Raw genomic sequence first — 13,856 nt, forward strand, 5'->3', positions numbered from 1 at the left:
CGAGCGAGACGCACCCGGACGAGTATATCGGGTTCCTTCGCGGTGAACCGGCGAGTAACTTCGATCTCGACCGCTCGGGGACGCTGATCACGGAGGTGTTGATCGTCCCGGGGACCCGATCGGATCCGAAGAGCGCGACTGTCGACAGCAATATGATTCCGAACGATCGCCACTCGGTTGGGTCGATCCACTCGCATCCGAACGGCGTCCTCCGGCCGAGCGACGCCGACCTCGACACCTTCGGGCAGGGCCGGGTACACATCATCCTCGGTCACCCGTACGGCCCCACCGACTGGCAGGCCTTCGATCAGCAGGGCGACACCCGGAAACTGGACGTCATCGACGTGGATCTTCCGGACCCCGAGGAGTTCTTCGATTTCACCGAGGACGATCTCGACATCGATTACACGCAGACCGGCGAGTACTCGGACGGCGGCGGGTGGTTCCGGTGACCCGCCGCGTCGTGGCGCAGGGGACGTTCGATCTCATTCACCCCGGCCACGTGCATTACCTCTCGGAGGCCGCGGGGATGGGCGACGAGTTGCACGTCATTGTCGCCAGGCGGGAGAACGTCACGCACAAGGAACCGCCGGTGCTACCGGACCGACAGCGGCGCGACGTGGTCGGCGCGCTCGAAGTCGTGACCGAGGCACACCTCGGTCACCGTGAAGACATCTTCGTCCCGATCGAGCGGATCGGCCCCGACCTCATCGTGCTCGGTCACGATCAGCACCACGACGCCGACGGTATCCGGGACGCGCTCGCGTCTCGGGGCATCGATTGCGAGGTCGAGCGGGCATCCGCTCGCGAACCACGGTACGCTGACGAACTCCTCTCGACCGGTCGAATCGTCGACCGGATTTTGGACGCGAGAGCAGACGAGTAGGAACTGTGGAATCGAGTGAGCGGGTTCATCGAACCCGAGGATCACAGCGAATGTTCGATAGCGGCAAAAAACGTGACGCGCGGACTCGTTACTGGTCGCTACTCTGCTGTTCGTCGAGCCACTGCTGGTACTCCGCTTGAGAGACGACCTCGATCGTGAAGTACATCTGCGAGTGGGCGACGCCGCAGTACTCCGAACAGTAGCCCTGGTAGGTCCCTTTTTCGTAGGGGACGGTTCTGATCGTGTTGACCTGTCCAGGCATCGCGTCCTGCTTGAGTCCCAAACTGGGCGCGTGGAAGCCGTGTATCACGTCGCGTGACGTGACACGGATCTGTACTGGTCGGTCGACCGGAACGACGATTTTGGTCCCGGTCGAGAAGTTTCCGGCTTCGGGGTACGACATACTCCAGCCCCACTGGTAGGCCTCCGCGCGAACGACCACCGGGTCGCTCTCGACGGGTTCGCCGGCGGCGTTCTCGGCCTGTGGCTGATAGGAGACGTTCTGGTCGGCCAGGACACCGTAGGAGGCGACGCCGACGAACAGCAGGATGACTGCCGTCGCGATCGTCCAAGTGATCTCCAAGCGTCGGTTCTCTTGGGTCGGCGACGCCTCGTCGTTGTTCCGGAACTTCACCACAGTATAAATGAGAATCCCCTCGACGAGGATCGTGATGGGGATTGCGACGTACAGAAGCTTCTGATTCAATCCCTTGATGAGGGCCTCGCTGGCGGACGAATACGCGGCAACGGGATCCGCAAGCAGCCCCATCACCACCACCGTAAGGAGTGAAACGAGTGCCAGGCGCGTCTTTCGCATCAAATCGGGCTTAGGAAGAGCAACGTAAATAGTTGCTGACTTAGGCCATCACCGGGGATCGAGGAAGCGAAAGCGGGGCTCCTAAATACAGTGATTCCCAATTTCGTGTAGGTGACTCTCGTGGCCCCGAGCGCAACGCACAACAGATTCCACAGCCTCCTCGCGGCGACAGCCATCGGCGTCTACTTCCTCCTCCTCGTCGGCGCGACGACTGCGCTGACTGACGCCGCTGCGGCGTGTGCGGCCTGGCCTGTCTGCGGCGATGGGTGGGCGACGCCGACGTCGGCGGTCGGGTGGCTGGCGATCGGCCACCGCATCGCGGCGGTCCTGATTGGCCTGCTCGGCGTGGTGACGTTGATCGCTGGTGTGCGCGCCGGTGCCAGTCGCCAGGTGCTGGCTCCGATGATACTCGCCAGCGTGCTGTACCCGGTCCAGGCTGCGCTGGGTGCCGTCGTCGCGATCGGCGGCGCGGGCGGAACGCTCTCGGCTGTCCACCTGACCATCGGGTTGGGTATCTTCGCGTTCCTCGTCGCGTCGCTGGCGTGGTCTCTCGAACGAGAAACGGGCGATCCAACCGAAGAAGCAGTCGAGGACGTCGACCTCTCGCCGCCGGTCGAGAACGACTACGACCCGAACATTCCGACCGACCCGCGGGCGCGGATGCTCGAAACGCTGAAAGCGTACGTTCGACTGACCAAGCCCCGACTGATGTGGCTCCTCTGTCTGGTCGCCGCCGCGGGGATGGCGCTCGCGGCGACGACCACGGGGGGGCTGACGGTCGAAGTCGTCCTCGCGACGCTCGGTGGCGGCGTCCTCTCGATCGGAGCGTCGGGGACGTTCAATCACGTGCTCGAGCGCGACATTGACCGCCGGATGCAACGGACCAGCGACCGGCCGCTCGCGACCGATCTGGTCCCCGTCCGCAACGCGCTCATATTCGGGTTCGCTCTGGCGGTCGCTTCGGTCGCGCTGTTCGCGTGGGTGAACCTGCTCGCGGCCGTCTTGGGCGTGGCCGCGATCGTCTTCTATAGCATCGTCTACACGCTCCTTTTGAAGCCGAACACCGTGCAAAACACCGTGATCGGCGGGGCGGCGGGGGCGCTCCCGGCACTCATCGGCTGGGTCGCCGTGAGCGGCGAGATCGGACTCGGCGGGGTCGCGCTGGCGACGATCATCTTCTTGTGGACCCCCGCGCACTTTTATAACCTCGCGCTGGCGTACAAAGACGACTACGAACGCGGCGGGTTCCCGATGATGCCGGTCGTCCGCGGCGAGACGGAGACCCGCAAGCACATCCTGTACTACCTCGCTTCGACGCTCGTCGCCGCCGGCGGGTTGGCCGCAATGGAGGCGCTCGGAGTGGTGTACGCGCTGGCGAGCGTTGCCTTCGGGGCGGCGTTCCTCTACTTCACCCTCCGGCTGCACTACGAACAGACCGAATCGGCCGCGCTCCGATCATTCCACGCGTCGAACGCGTATCTCGGAGCGCTCCTGCTGGCCGTCGTAGTCGATACCCTGGTCGTCTGAGAATGGCGCTCGCAGAGGCGACGTCCCGTCTACCGACCCGCGACGTCCTCCACGCAGCGCTGCTCGGAAACAGCATCGCAATCCTGGGGGTGGCGTATGTGCTTGCTGCGGAGATTACGATCATCCAGCCGCGATACACCGTCTACGGGCTGCTGTGGATCTTCGTCGGGTTGCTGGTGCTCTGGAAAGTCCAGGCACGACCGACAGACGAGCGCACGCGACGGCGCGCACTCGCCACTGCCGGCGTCTACTTCGTCGCGCTCGCGGTCGTCGGTGGCGTCGTTGTCACCGCGATGCGCCCTGGCGCCGGCGAGTTCGAGGTTCGACTCGCAACGCTCGCTCCCGGATGGGGGCCGGCACCAATCGTCTCGACGCCGTGGGCCGCACTAGTGCTGATGCCGGCCCGAATCGTCGGGTATCTGGCGCTCGCATACCTAGTGTACGCGACCGTGATCGACGCCGCTGGCGCAGCAGTTTCGGGCGTCGTCGGCCTCTTTTCCTGTGTCTCGTGTTCGTGGCCAGTTATCGCGTCGCTTCTGTCAGGCGTTCTCGGTGGGGGGTCTGCCGTGGCGGCAGCAGCGTTCGACTTCTCGTACGACATCTCCACGGTCGTGTTCCTCCTGACGGTGGCGCTGCTGTACTGGCGGCCGGTCGTCGGCGGACGGCTGGGCCGTTTGACGAGCGAAAAATGAGGTACGAGTGCCGCGAATCAGGCGAATCCGACCGGCTTCGGGTCGCCATCGCCGCGGTGGTCGACTGGAGTGCGGTCCGTTTTGGCCGCCTCGTCCATAGTGGCGTCCTCAACGTCGTCGGGGTCAGCGAGGGTCGTTGACTCGTCGGTCGTGCCGCGCCCATCACGCTCGGCATCGTGCCCCTGCCCAGCCAGCGCCGATAGTCGCTGCGAGTGGTAGCACATACCGGCTTAGCACTTTGGTACCAATTGGCATAAAGGTACCTAGTGACCCCCTGTCTCCGCGACGCGCTTAACAGGCTATGGCCTCGAAAACAGAGATATGAGTGCAATCGAAATCGAGTACTGCGTCCCGTGTGGGTTCTTAGAGCGGGCCGAGGAGATCCAGCACGCCCTGTTAGACCAGTTCGGCGACCGACTGGACCGGGTCGCGCTCGTGACCGGTGATCGCGGCGTACTGACTGTCGCCGTCGACGGCGACGTCGTCTGGGACAAAGCCGAGGACGAGTACGACGTCGACGTGATCACGCGACGCGTCCGCGACACGATCTGAGGGGCGGATGCCTTCCGATTCAGCGGTGGCCCCAGCGGCGACCGTCCTCGGCGTAGCGGGCATCGAGGATTCGCTGCCACTGGGATGGCGAGAGGTCGGCGTCGGCCGCACCGACGTTCTCATCGAGTTGATCGACGGTCCGCGCGCCGACGATCGGGACGACAGTCGCGTCGGGGTAGTCCATCAGCCAGCGGAGCGCGACCTGTGCGGCCGAGACATCGACTTCGCCGGCCACGGCGCGAACGGCGTCCAGAACGTGCCACCCCCGCTCTGAGAGGTAGAACCGATCGAACTGATCGTCGATGGAAGCGCGCGACCCGTCGGGCGCGACGACCGCCGTTGGGTCGTCGGGATCAGCGCGCTCGTACTTGTCGGTGAGAAAGCCACCCGCCAGCGGCGAGTACGGACAGACGGCCAGGCCCTGATCGCCACAGACGTCGAGATACTCCTTCACGTCCTCGTAGTAGCCCGCGTGGAACAGCGGTTGGGTGACCTCGAAGCGCTCCCAGTTGTTGACGTCCGAGGTCCACAGCGCCTTGGTGAGTTGCCAGGCCGCCATCGTCGACGCGCCGAGGTAGTTGATCTTCCCCTCCTCGACGAGGCGATGGAGCGTCGACAGCGTCTCCGCGATTGGCGTCTCCTCGTCCCAGCGGTGGATATAATACAGATCGAGGTAGTCGGTCCCGAGTCGGTCGAGCGTCCCCTCGATCTGCTCGCGAATGTGCGTGCGCGACAGTCCAGAGCCGTTCGGATCGTCGGGGTCAAAGTCGAAATACACCTTCGAGGCGATGACGTACGCAGAGCGGTCTCGCCCGGCGAGCCAGTCACCGATCCAGGACTCGCTGCGACCGCTCGGCGTGCCGTAGACGTTGGCGGTGTCGATGAAGTTCCCGCCGCGGTCGGCGAAAGCGTCGAGGAGTTTGTGAGCCTCGTTCTTCGACGTTTCGACGACGCCGTTCGCCTCGCGGCCGAAGCGCCACGTTCCGAAACAGAGTTCCGACACCGACGTTCCCGTCGAGCCGAGACGTCGATACGAGAGTTCGCTGCTCATAACCGAGGTAACACTCCGCGACGTGAAAGGCGTGCATATCGGGCGGCCCCGGCGTTGTCACTCGATCAGCTCGAACCGGAAGCCGTCCCACTCTTGGCTCGCGGGTTCGCGGATGCCCGCCTCGGGATCACGGAGCTCCTCGCAGTACACCGGCCGGACGTCGTCGCCGATGTCAATCTCCGTGCTCGCGACCTGCCCGATAGCCCGGACGGGTTCGCCGTCGACGTCGAACTCGACGATAGCGATCGTGTTGGGTTCGCGGACGCCCGGCGGCGTCGCCGTGGACGTCGTCCAGGTGACCACCTCTGCGATGTACTCACTGAGATCGACCGTGTCAGTCGGTTCCTGTCCGCCCGGCCCCGACGGGTGGCCGGGGTAGGTGATGCTTCCGTCGGGGTAGCGGTACGCCTCCATCACAGGATCGGTTTCGCCGCCATCGTTCGTGTCGTGTTCGTCGCTCATTATCGGCCCTCCAGAATCGCGGTCGTCACACAGTTCCCGAACCCGCCGACGTTGCAGGCGAGGCCAGTCTCGGCGTCGACCTGGCGCGGTCCCGCGTCGCCGAGGACCTGTCTGTAGACCTCATACACCTGCGCGACCCCCGACGCGCCCAGGGGGTGACCCTTGGATTTCAGTCCCCCGGAAGTGTTGATCGGGAGGTCGCCGTCTCGGTCGGTGACGCCGTCCTCGACGGCTTTCCAGCCCTCGCCCTTCTCGAAGAAGCCGAGGTCCTCCGACTGGAGGAACTCCAGGATAGTGAACATATCGTGGAGTTCAGCCACGTCGACGTCGTCGGGGCCGACGTCGGCCATCTCGTAGGCCACTTCGGCGGAGTTGACCACGCCACCCATCGTCGTCGGATCCGCGCGTTCGTGGACCACGTGAGTATCTGTCGCGCCGCCGATCCCCGTAATCAGGGCGTACTCGTCGGCGTACTCGCGTGCGACCGACTCGGGACAGAGCAGCAGCGCTGCCGAACCATCCGTGATCGGGCAGAAATCGTAGAGCCGGAGCGGATCGGCGACGATCGGCGACTCCAACACCGTTTCGAGGTCGACCTCCTTGCGGAACTGCGCGTGTGGGTTGTCGATGCCGTTCTCGTGGTTCTTCACGGCGACCCTCCCCAGCGACTCGCGAGGGGCGTCGTACTTGTCCAGGTAATGCCGCGCGGTCAGCCCCGCGAACGAGGGCAGCGTCAGGCCGTGTTTGTACTCGACGGGATGCGTCAGCGACGCGATGACGTCCGTCGCCTCGGCCGTCGAGCGGTGCGTCATCTTCTCGCCGCCGACGAGCAGCGTCATCTCGGACGCTCCCGAGGCGACCGACTGCCAGGCGGCGTACACGCCAGCCCCGCCGGACGACGAGGTCTGGTCGATTCGGGCGGTATAGGCGGGAACCGCCGAGAGATCGTGTGCGAGAGCGTTCGGGACGCCAGTCTGGCCCTCGAACTCGCCGCTCGCCATATTCGAGACGTACAGGTGATCGACGGCGTCGGCCGAGACCCCGGCGTCGTGGAGACAGGCGCTCCCGGCCTCCGCGAGCAGCCCGCGGATCCACTCCTCGCGCTGCCCGAACTGAGTCATCGACGCGCCGATGATTGCTACGCGCTCCATAATCGCACACGTTCGGGCGGTGGCTTACCGGTTTCCCTTCACTCCGGTCGCATTGTCTCGAAGCGCTTAGGCACCCGCCAGTCCGAGAGCCGATATGGTGGCTCTCGATTCGTTGGCTCCGAAGGTGGGTGCACTCGCCGCACTCCTCCTCGCGAGCATCGTGTTCGTGCCCGCGGTAGTGATATCAGCGCCGGGTAGCGGCGTCGCCGAGTACTACGCCGCTGGCCCGATCGGTGTCTCGATTGTCGGCGTCCTTGCACTGATCGACGTCGTGGTGTTTCTCGCTGGGGGTCAGGAGCGGTCAGACCCGGTGACGCTCGCTGGATTCGCTCTGGTCGCCGGGCTCGCGATGCTGCTGTTCTCGCTGCTGTGGGCGTTTTCGATCGACGCCACGCTGCTCTTCAGTTTCCCGGCGGAGTACGCCTGGATCCAGGACCACCGCTGGGTCGTCGTCACCGGAACGGCCATCGTCGCGGTCGCTGCGGGTGGCTTCGCCCGCGGTGTGATGTACTGAGCACGACGCCCGAACCTTGACGACGTCCGGCGATCCTGGGGGTCTCTGAGTCGAAAGCCCCTTATGTGGCCCCGGTGTATTTCGGTACGGACTAGGTCGGGCAGCTAGGCCCTGCTCGTCACCTGCGATTTGGCCTTCAGCAGGGACCGAAGCCGGGGGCGTCCGGTCAGACCGGCACGGGCCCCGGAAGCCAACGTAGAAACCTCGTCCTTCGGGGACGGCGGTTCGTGGTCGCCGGCCGCAGGGTCGGCTCACTGCGATTCGACGCCGGCAACCCGTCAGGCGCGGAAGCGAGCAGCGGACCGGTGAACGTTCGTCGCTCGGAGGATCGCGGGGTGGAGGAGGCGACCGGGATTCCCCGTGCCGGAACGCCGGGCAATCCCGCTGTCCACCATTCATACGACAGTACACCGATCAGTGCTGGCTCTCTGACTGCGTGACGTGCGGGCTCGGGGGCACGACGTTTGCAAAAAGCGCGAGGAACTGACGGAATTGCGCACCGTCTTGCGGAAGTCACCGTTTCAAGCGTGCTGAGTAACTGACGGCGTTCGAATTACCGGAACCGCTATTTTTCTGCGTCTGTGTCTCGGATGCCGTCACTTCGTCGCCGAGTTCGACTGTGACTTCGGCTTCTGTGTCGCCTTTTGTCACGACCACTTCGAGTTCTTCGGCGTTCTCGGAGACGGGAACCGTGATCGTCCCGGCGGCGGCAGTGCTCCCGATTTGCGCACCGCCGACGGAGACCGAGGCGTTTTGGACCGAACTTCCGTTCCGCGTGACGCTGAGCGTCGCATTCTCTCCACGAGTGACGTTCCCGACGAGACTGGCGTTTAGAACACGCTCGGTGCGCTCGTCGCCTCTGTCGTCTGCGTCATCGCCATCGTCCGCCTTCTCGACAGGGTCGATTTCGACGTTGGTACCCGACTCGGAGATGACCGGCTTCAGGACGTACTTCCCGCTCTGTCCGGCTTTGACAGCGGTGATGTCGAAGACGAAGTCGACCTCCCCGCTGTTACCGACGGTGAACGCCGAGTTCAGTTGGAGGTTGCCGCTGGGGAGTTTCACGCGCTGGTCGCTCCCGTCCTTCAGGGTCCCGTTCACCTCGGAGACGTAGACGAAGACCTTCTCGTAGGTGCCGTTCGGAACGTCGAACGAGGCGAGGCGCGTCGCGTTCGCGCCCTGGAGTTGCGTCAGGTCGACCGTCCGGTTATCGACCTCGTACTCGACCCACTCCTCGGACTCGCTACCGGCCTCGTCCTCGAATGTCGCCTCGTCGGCGTCAGTCGTCGTTTCGGTGCTATCGGTCGCCCTCTGGGTGTCATTCTCCGCGCTGTCGTCCGCCGCGCCGCCGGCATCCCCGGCCGCAGGTTTGAGTCCGACGCGCGTGATTGTGACGTTGAGGTGCTCGAAGTCGCTGATCGCGTTCTGTTGGTCGCTGACGTAGAAGTTCACAGTCCCGGCAGTCGTCGTGCTACCGGTCGGCTGCGCTGCGCTGTCAGTCGCTGTGGTCCCGTCGGGCGAGCCGGTGAGGCCGCCGGAACAACCGGCAAGAAGCACCAGTGCCGCGACGAGGACGGTCGCGATTGCGTTGCGGTTCATAACACCCGAGACCAGGGGTCGAAGAGTTATTGAACCAGAAGGCCGTGACCCTGGGATTCACCCGGATTTGGACCGTTTAATCCGGGTACAACGGGACGCAGGTCCGTTGACCGGGCGTTTACCCCCAGGCACCGAGACTCGCCTGCACGTCGCGCGTCGTGGCCTCCGGCGCGGCCTCGTACCCGACCAGATCGCGGAGGTCGACCGCGTACGCGCTCCCGGCGTGATCAAGCACGAGCAGGCGTCCCTGCACGCCGCGGACAGTGCCGGTGGCGATTGTCTCGGCGACCGGCCGATCGGTGAGACCCAGGTCGTACCCGAAGTCGAACCGGTCGTCGGCGTCGACATCGAACTCGGACAGGAGCGCGTGCCACGCCCTCTCGTCGACGTCCCGGTGGAGACCCGCGCGTTTCGTCGGCACGCGGATCCGGTCTGAGATCCCTGTGGCGATCTCGGCCTCGCGTTCGCGGGCGATCCGGCCATCGGGGACGACAGCGAGCAACGCGCCGCGGTCTGCGCCCTGCTCGCGGAGGCGAGTTTCGAGTCGCCACTCCTTCGTGACACCCACTTTGAACACGTCCGGCGCAAACGCCGCGAGGTAGATAGCGTGTGGTTCGACGCAGTCCATCTCGTCTTTCAGACACGTGCCGGTGCACTTCGCACAGACCCACGTTGACGCGTGCTGGGCGCAGTATGGAGCAGTCGGCTCCGAACAGGCGAGGTGACCCTCCTCGGTGACGGTCCCGGCGCAGTGGCGCTCACCGAGCGTGTACGCGAGTTCCGTTCCAGGTGCCAGCGACACGAAATCTACGTTCGCGGGCGACGCCCTCGCATCGCTCCCATCGCCGTTCGCGTTACTGAGGAACAGCCCGGGTTCGCTCGTATCGTAGCCGACGAACTGCACGGCGACAGGTATGCCGTGGGCGAATAAAACCGTCCCGTTCGGATCGCGGGGGTGATAGATTCGGTCAGGCGGCCGTGGCGTTGTACACGACCTGAACGGTCGCGATGACGTCCACAGGACCGCTCTCGACGTCGGTACCGGTGTTCGCGCCGGGGGCCGCCGTGGCGGCCGCTTCCAGGGCGCGGGGACGCGGCGAGTCGCCTTGGACGCGGACGACGTGAACGTCGGTGATCGTGAGGTTGGCCGACTCCGCGATGGTCTCGGCCTTCTGTCGGGCGTCGGTCACCGCCGACTGCCGGGCCTCGCGTTCGAGACGCTGGCGGCGATCAGCCGAAAGCGTGAACGAGACATCGTCAACGTCCGTCGCGCCGTTGCTGACTGCGGTGTCGATGACCGAACCGACCCGATCGACGTCGGAGAGCGAGATCTCGAACTCGTGGGACGCGCGGTACTGGACCTGTCGCTTTTTGTCCTCACCGCGCGGTGGTCGGTAGTCGCGACCGATGTCGTACCGTTGCGTCGTGACCTGCCCGTCGGAGAGACCCAGTTCGGAGAGCGCCTGCCGCATCTGCGAGACGTTTTCGGCGAGTCGCTGGCGGGCGGTCACAGCGTTGTCTGCGGTCGCGACGACGCCGACGCGAATGACCGCGCGGTTCGGTTGCCCGCTGGCGCTTCCGGAGCCGGAGACTTCGATCGTGCTGGCTGACGACGACTGTGCTTGAGGCGTCTCCGCAGCGGAACTGGAGAGCGAACCCGAACAGCCGGCCAGGAGGACCAATGCGACGACGACGATGCCGAGCGTGCGTCGTACCATACTCGAAGACTATCCAGGGTGATAAAATGCTTCGTGAAGGCTCAAAGGGGCATTTGAACATATCCTAGGGGTCCAGCGCTCGACACGGAAGGCGCGGCATCCGAAGGTCCTTAGCGCCCGTACCGTCTCGACCCGAGTATGCAAGACGAATCTGAGGTGGCCGTCCTCCGGTACGGCCACCGGCCCGGACGGGACGACCGGATGACGACCCACGTCGGGCTCACCGCCCGAGCGCTCGGCGCTGATCGGGTGATCTTCCCCGACAACGCCAGCCAGTCCGAGGAGACCGTCGAAGACATCACCGGGCGATTCGGTGGCCCGTTCACCGTCGAACGGACCACGGAGTTGGACGGTACGATCAGCGGGTGGCAAGGCACCGTCGTCCATCTGACGATGTACGGCGAGCGTATTCAGGACGTAGAGGCCGCCGTCCGGGCGGCCCACCGGGATCAGCCGCTGCTCGTCGTTGTCGGCGGCGAGAAGGTGCCGTTCGAGGTGTACGAGGCGGCCGACTGGAACGTCGGTGTCACGAACCAGCCCCACTCGGAGGTAGCAGGGCTCGCAGTCTTCCTCGATCGGCTGTTCGAGGGTCAGGAACTGACACAAGAGTGGACCGATGCAGACAGACGGGTGCTCCCGCAGGACTGCGGAAAGCAGGTCGTCGACCCCGACAAGGTTAGCGCCGGTGAGCATCCCAGTGGGAGGGGAGGCGAGGGTGACGCGAGCGAGTCATCCAAATAGCGGGGGGCGGCGACACCAACTCGAGCCATCCGCAACTTTAAAACGACTGAGTGGCGGAACTATTCGTAATGGCTTTTGAGGAGCTGCTGAACGACCCTGTCATCCAAAAGTACCTCCACGAGCTAGTCGGACCGACGGGGATGCCGGTGGCCGCGGCACCCCCCGATGGTGAGGTGACTGACGAGGAGCTCGCAGAGGAACTGGGTCTCGAACTCAACGACGTCCGGCGGGCGCTCTTCATTCTCTACGAGAACGATCTGGCGGAGTACCGTCGAGTACGCGACGAGGACTCCGGGTGGCTCACCTACCTCTGGACGTTCCATTATGAGAATATTCCCGAGAACCTCCGCGAGGAGATGGAGCGACTGCTAGACGCGCTCGAAGAGCGCTTAGCGTACGAGCGGACCCACGAGTTCTATCTCTCGGAACCCGCGGGGATCCGCTTCGAGTTTTCGGAGGCGATGGAGCAAGGCTTCCAGTGCCCCGAGACCGGCGCGCCGCTGGAACCGATGGAGAACGACGATATGGTCGGTGCGATGGAGCGTCGTATCGAGGAACTTCGCGACGAACTCAACGTCGACGTAGGTCGGGACGACTGATGGTCGTTCTCGCAACCAAGTGTTACGTGAGCGGGGACGCCCGGACCCGGGCGCTCGATAGCTTCGGGTCGCTGCTCGACAACGACATCGGCGAACTCGCCGTCGAGTGGTCGGTACGCGTCCGCGACGACGACTTCATCGCGGTGGACCTCGAGGGCGAAGACGCGACGGCCGCCGCCAACGTCCTCGCGGAGTCGTGGAGCGAGGTCACCCCCGAGTTCGAGACCGGCGAGACGTACGTCGGGACGCTCGAATCGTGGGACGACGAGGGGTGGACGCTCGACGTCGGCGACGGGGCGACGGTTCGAATCCCGACTGATGAACTCGGCCTCGGCACCGGGACCGCAACGCAGATCCGCGATCGCTTCGGCGCCGTCCAGCATCTCCCGCTCCGATTCGTCTACGGCGAGCCCGCGCGACTCGCGGACGCGGAGCGCGACCGTCTCTACGAGTGGACCCGCGAGGATGGCAGCGGGCGTGTCAACGTCAACAGTGCGACGCGTGGGGAAGTCCGTGCGACGGTCAACCGTGCAGGCCACGCGGCCGACATCGTTACAGTCAAGCGCCTAGGACTACTCGAACAGAGCATTATCTGTCCGGAGGACACCGACCCGCCGGGGCTGCTCGCCAGCATCGGTTCGCACCTCCGTTCGGAACTGAAGTGCGTTCTGACCTGAGCGCGACACACACCTATGAACCGGCGACTCCTGCTCGCGACCGTATGTCTCGCCCTCTTGGCCGTCACCAGCGGCTGCCTCGGTATCGGCACCGGACCCGTCTCCGAGGATCAGATCGATAGCGACCCCGCCGCCCAGTATCAGTGGGCGGACAACGAGACGGTCCACCTCACCGTTCAGTCGAACACCGAGTTCCGCACGGTGATGGAGACCAACAAATCGACGATCGAACTGTTCCGCCGCGATGGGTTCGGCGGGACGAATCCCTTGTCGGTGCAGGCAGTCAGATACCGGTATCCCAACGGGACGATTATCCCCGGAAGCGAGATCCGCGACCGCGGCGGCGAGATCCGGACCACGCGCGACAAGACGATTGTCTCTCTGCCCGGTGACGCGCCGCCGCGCGGCGGGTCGCTGGCGTTCACGAGCGAGAGCACGCCGAAGCGGTTCACGCTGCCGACGTACGTCGACGGGACCTACGAGGTCGTGTTGCCCGAGAACCGCCGCATCGACTTCCCGGTCTTCGGGCAGGTCAGGCCCGGAGGGTTCACCACTTCGGTCGACGACCAGAACCGTCTGCACATCGTCTGGGACGAGCCCGTAACCGTCGATACGGTCTCGGTGCAGTTCTACCTCCAGCGTGATCTCTACGTCTTCGGCGGCGTCGCCGCACTCGTCGTTTTCGTCGGACTCGGTGGCCTCTTTTATTACCGCCGACAGATCGAGGAACTCAGAGAGGAACGGACGGAGATGGGAATCGACGTCGAGACCGAAGTCGACGACGACGACGGCCCGCCACCGGGAATGGGCTGACGGGGCAGGCCGGCGGCTCGACTTCTCCGGCATAGTGCCGAGGCGTTTTTGTCCGTT

The 13,856-nt window shown here is 64.9% G+C and carries 18 protein-coding genes and 1 other RNA gene; 11 read left to right on the forward strand and 8 right to left on the reverse strand.

What is annotated here, in order from left to right; translation table 11 throughout:
• Nucleotides 1-452 (forward strand): Mov34/MPN/PAD-1 family protein (locus ABEI27_RS05355; RefSeq protein WP_375798376.1); only part of this gene is annotated, 452 nt, incomplete at its 5' end.
• Nucleotides 449-886, forward strand: coding sequence for an adenylyltransferase/cytidyltransferase family protein (locus ABEI27_RS05360; protein ID WP_375798377.1), 438 nt, complete (start codon nt 449-451; stop codon nt 884-886). The genes ABEI27_RS05355 and ABEI27_RS05360, both read left to right, overlap by 4 nt.
• A gap of 88 nt (nt 887-974) precedes the next feature.
• Here ABEI27_RS05360 and coxB read toward each other — a convergent pair whose 3' ends face one another.
• Nucleotides 975-1,703, reverse strand: a complete 729-nt coding sequence (coxB, locus tag ABEI27_RS05365; RefSeq protein ID WP_375798378.1) for a cytochrome c oxidase subunit II — start codon at nt 1,701-1,703, stop codon at nt 975-977.
• Nucleotides 1,704-1,823: 120 nt separating this feature from the next.
• Between coxB and cyoE the strand changes: the two genes are divergently transcribed.
• Together cyoE and ABEI27_RS05375 are read left to right on the forward strand one after the other, a co-directional pair.
• A complete protein-coding gene (cyoE, locus tag ABEI27_RS05370) occupies nt 1,824-3,230 on the forward strand; it encodes a heme o synthase (protein ID WP_375798445.1) in 1,407 nt (468 codons plus the stop codon).
• A gap of 2 nt (nt 3,231-3,232) precedes the next feature.
• The gene (locus ABEI27_RS05375) at nt 3,233-3,922 is read left to right on the forward strand and encodes a hypothetical protein (protein ID WP_375798379.1); all 690 of its coding nucleotides are present in this window, start codon (nt 3,233-3,235) and stop codon (nt 3,920-3,922) included.
• A 17-nt stretch (nt 3,923-3,939) separates the two neighbouring features.
• Here the strand turns inward: ABEI27_RS05375 and ABEI27_RS05380 are convergent, their stop codons facing one another.
• Nucleotides 3,940-4,146, reverse strand: a complete 207-nt coding sequence (locus ABEI27_RS05380; RefSeq protein WP_375798380.1) for a hypothetical protein — start codon at nt 4,144-4,146, stop codon at nt 3,940-3,942.
• Nucleotides 4,147-4,243: 97 nt separating this feature from the next.
• On the opposite strand from ABEI27_RS05380, the gene ABEI27_RS05385 reads away from it, so the two are divergent.
• On the forward strand, nt 4,244-4,474 hold the full coding sequence (locus tag ABEI27_RS05385; protein ID WP_375798381.1) for a SelT/SelW/SelH family protein: 231 nt from the start codon (nt 4,244-4,246) through the stop codon (nt 4,472-4,474).
• 19 nt (nt 4,475-4,493) lie between these two features.
• Here ABEI27_RS05385 and ABEI27_RS05390 read toward each other — a convergent pair whose 3' ends face one another.
• Genes ABEI27_RS05390 through ABEI27_RS05400 form a run of 3 tightly spaced genes read right to left on the reverse strand, consistent with a single transcriptional unit; the run spans nt 4,494 to nt 7,138 of the window.
• Nucleotides 4,494-5,525 (reverse strand): aldo/keto reductase, encoded by a 1,032-nt coding sequence (locus ABEI27_RS05390; protein ID WP_375798382.1) that lies wholly within the window; start codon nt 5,523-5,525, stop codon nt 4,494-4,496.
• A gap of 57 nt (nt 5,526-5,582) precedes the next feature.
• Complete coding sequence (locus ABEI27_RS05395) at nt 5,583-5,987, reverse strand: nucleic acid-binding protein (RefSeq protein WP_375798383.1); 405 nt, start codon at nt 5,985-5,987, stop codon at nt 5,583-5,585.
• Complete coding sequence (locus tag ABEI27_RS05400) at nt 5,987-7,138, reverse strand: thiolase C-terminal domain-containing protein (protein ID WP_375798384.1); 1,152 nt, start codon at nt 7,136-7,138, stop codon at nt 5,987-5,989. Before ABEI27_RS05400 ends, ABEI27_RS05395 begins: the two co-directional genes overlap by 1 nt.
• A 94-nt stretch (nt 7,139-7,232) precedes the next feature.
• On the opposite strand from ABEI27_RS05400, the gene ABEI27_RS05405 reads away from it, so the two are divergent.
• Both ABEI27_RS05405 and ffs read left to right on the forward strand, forming a co-directional pair.
• Complete coding sequence (locus tag ABEI27_RS05405; protein WP_375798385.1) at nt 7,233-7,652, forward strand: hypothetical protein; 420 nt, start codon at nt 7,233-7,235, stop codon at nt 7,650-7,652.
• Between the two features lie 84 nt (nt 7,653-7,736).
• Nucleotides 7,737-8,044, forward strand: an RNA gene (ffs, locus tag ABEI27_RS05410) — signal recognition particle sRNA.
• Nucleotides 8,045-8,165: 121 nt separating this feature from the next.
• On the opposite strand, the gene ABEI27_RS05415 is transcribed toward ffs, so the two are convergent.
• The 3 genes from ABEI27_RS05415 to ABEI27_RS05425 form a co-directional block, all read right to left on the reverse strand.
• A complete protein-coding gene (locus ABEI27_RS05415) occupies nt 8,166-9,251 on the reverse strand; it encodes a DUF4382 domain-containing protein (RefSeq protein WP_375798386.1) in 1,086 nt (361 codons plus the stop codon).
• A 118-nt stretch (nt 9,252-9,369) separates the two neighbouring features.
• Nucleotides 9,370-10,155 carry a DUF2797 domain-containing protein gene (locus tag ABEI27_RS05420; protein ID WP_375798387.1) on the reverse strand — a complete coding sequence of 262 codons (786 nt, stop codon included), beginning with the start codon at nt 10,153-10,155 and terminating at the stop codon, nt 9,370-9,372.
• 64 nt (nt 10,156-10,219) lie between these two features.
• Nucleotides 10,220-10,969 carry an SIMPL domain-containing protein gene (locus tag ABEI27_RS05425; RefSeq protein WP_375798388.1) on the reverse strand — a complete coding sequence of 250 codons (750 nt, stop codon included), beginning with the start codon at nt 10,967-10,969 and terminating at the stop codon, nt 10,220-10,222.
• A gap of 138 nt (nt 10,970-11,107) precedes the next feature.
• Between ABEI27_RS05425 and ABEI27_RS05430 the strand changes: the two genes are divergently transcribed.
• The 4 genes from ABEI27_RS05430 to ABEI27_RS05445 all read left to right on the forward strand — a co-directional run bounded on the left by ABEI27_RS05430 (nt 11,108) and on the right by ABEI27_RS05445 (nt 13,799).
• On the forward strand, nt 11,108-11,710 hold the full coding sequence (locus ABEI27_RS05430) for a tRNA (cytidine(56)-2'-O)-methyltransferase (protein ID WP_375798389.1): 603 nt from the start codon (nt 11,108-11,110) through the stop codon (nt 11,708-11,710).
• Between the two features lie 68 nt (nt 11,711-11,778).
• Nucleotides 11,779-12,309, forward strand: a complete 531-nt coding sequence (locus ABEI27_RS05435) for a transcription factor (RefSeq protein WP_375798390.1) — start codon at nt 11,779-11,781, stop codon at nt 12,307-12,309.
• Nucleotides 12,309-12,986, forward strand: a complete 678-nt coding sequence (locus ABEI27_RS05440; RefSeq protein WP_375798391.1) for a DUF2110 family protein — start codon at nt 12,309-12,311, stop codon at nt 12,984-12,986. The genes ABEI27_RS05435 and ABEI27_RS05440 overlap by 1 nt, the downstream gene beginning before the upstream one ends.
• A 15-nt stretch (nt 12,987-13,001) precedes the next feature.
• Nucleotides 13,002-13,799 carry a DUF5803 family protein gene (locus ABEI27_RS05445; protein WP_375798392.1) on the forward strand — a complete coding sequence of 266 codons (798 nt, stop codon included), beginning with the start codon at nt 13,002-13,004 and terminating at the stop codon, nt 13,797-13,799.
• Nucleotides 13,800-13,856: the final 57 nt, after the last annotated feature.

Source organism: Halobellus sp., from assembly GCF_042218505.1.
Lineage (GTDB): Archaea > Halobacteriota > Halobacteria > Halobacteriales > Haloferacaceae > Haloquadratum.